Genomic DNA, 897 nt, shown 5'->3' on the forward strand with positions numbered 1-897 from the left:
TTCAGATAAGCCGGGTGATGATAGGTTTTTCAAAGAACACTTACCTAATCCTTGCCAAAGGATATTTCTTATGCTGCCTTGACGGGCGCACCCTTAATCGAATCAATTTCAAAGACAATGAAGCGTTTAGATAATAAATCCAGTTGCTTATCCGAGTTCAATAGGAAATCGTATTCGCCCCCACGATAGTACGGTTCAAGTACATTCAGGAAGTTGGCTATATCGAAGTCTTTCTCACGCACTTTCTTTTCTTCCAGTACCTTTTTATAGTCGTCCCGGACGAACTCATAGAAAGTGTTGAAAGACGGTATCAGCTTCCTGTCTGTTTTCAGTTTGTCAATATACTGGCTGACCGCATTGGAAAGGGCTACTTCCTCCGCTCGTGAGGGCGGCTCGTTATCCCTTTTCCACAAGGTAAGGATAAGCGTTTTTATACTCTCACGCTTTTCAATGTCGAAGACATTATCATCCGTGAAAAAAGGATTAAATGAAATGGGATTTTCTTCGGTGTATGTAAAATATACCCCGTCCTGACCGTTTGTTTTCCGGTTAATCAGGTTACATAATCCCTGATAGCTATTCCCCGTATCCACTAAAACGATATGTGTGCCCTGTTCGTAATACTGGCGGCACATATGGTTGGTAAAAAAGGATTTTCCCGAACCCGAAGGCCCCAAGATGAACTTGTTGCGGTTCGTGATTATTCCTTTTTTCATGGGCAGGTCGGAAATATCCACATGGAGAGGTTTTCCTGAAACCCTGTCAGCCATTTTAATACCGAATGGACTGGGTGAACTACGATGTAATCCTTCGGTCTCGGTCATCTTTTACAAGATTTATATAGTTTTTACCTTTGCATAGGAGAGAGTTAACGATAAATTAAGGAGCCATCAGTTT

General features: G+C 41.9%; 1 pseudogene. It reads right to left on the reverse strand.

Going from position 1 to position 897, the window contains the following annotated elements:
- Window positions 1-92: 92 nt before the first annotated feature.
- Window positions 93-803 (reverse strand): annotated as a pseudogene (locus tag D0T84_RS22335) (TraG family conjugative transposon ATPase); the annotation flags it as partial.
- Window positions 804-897 lie beyond the last annotated feature (94 nt).

Origin of the sequence: Dysgonomonas sp. 521 (assembly GCF_010501055.1) — a bacterium.
Classification (GTDB): domain Bacteria; phylum Bacteroidota; class Bacteroidia; order Bacteroidales; family Dysgonomonadaceae; genus Dysgonomonas.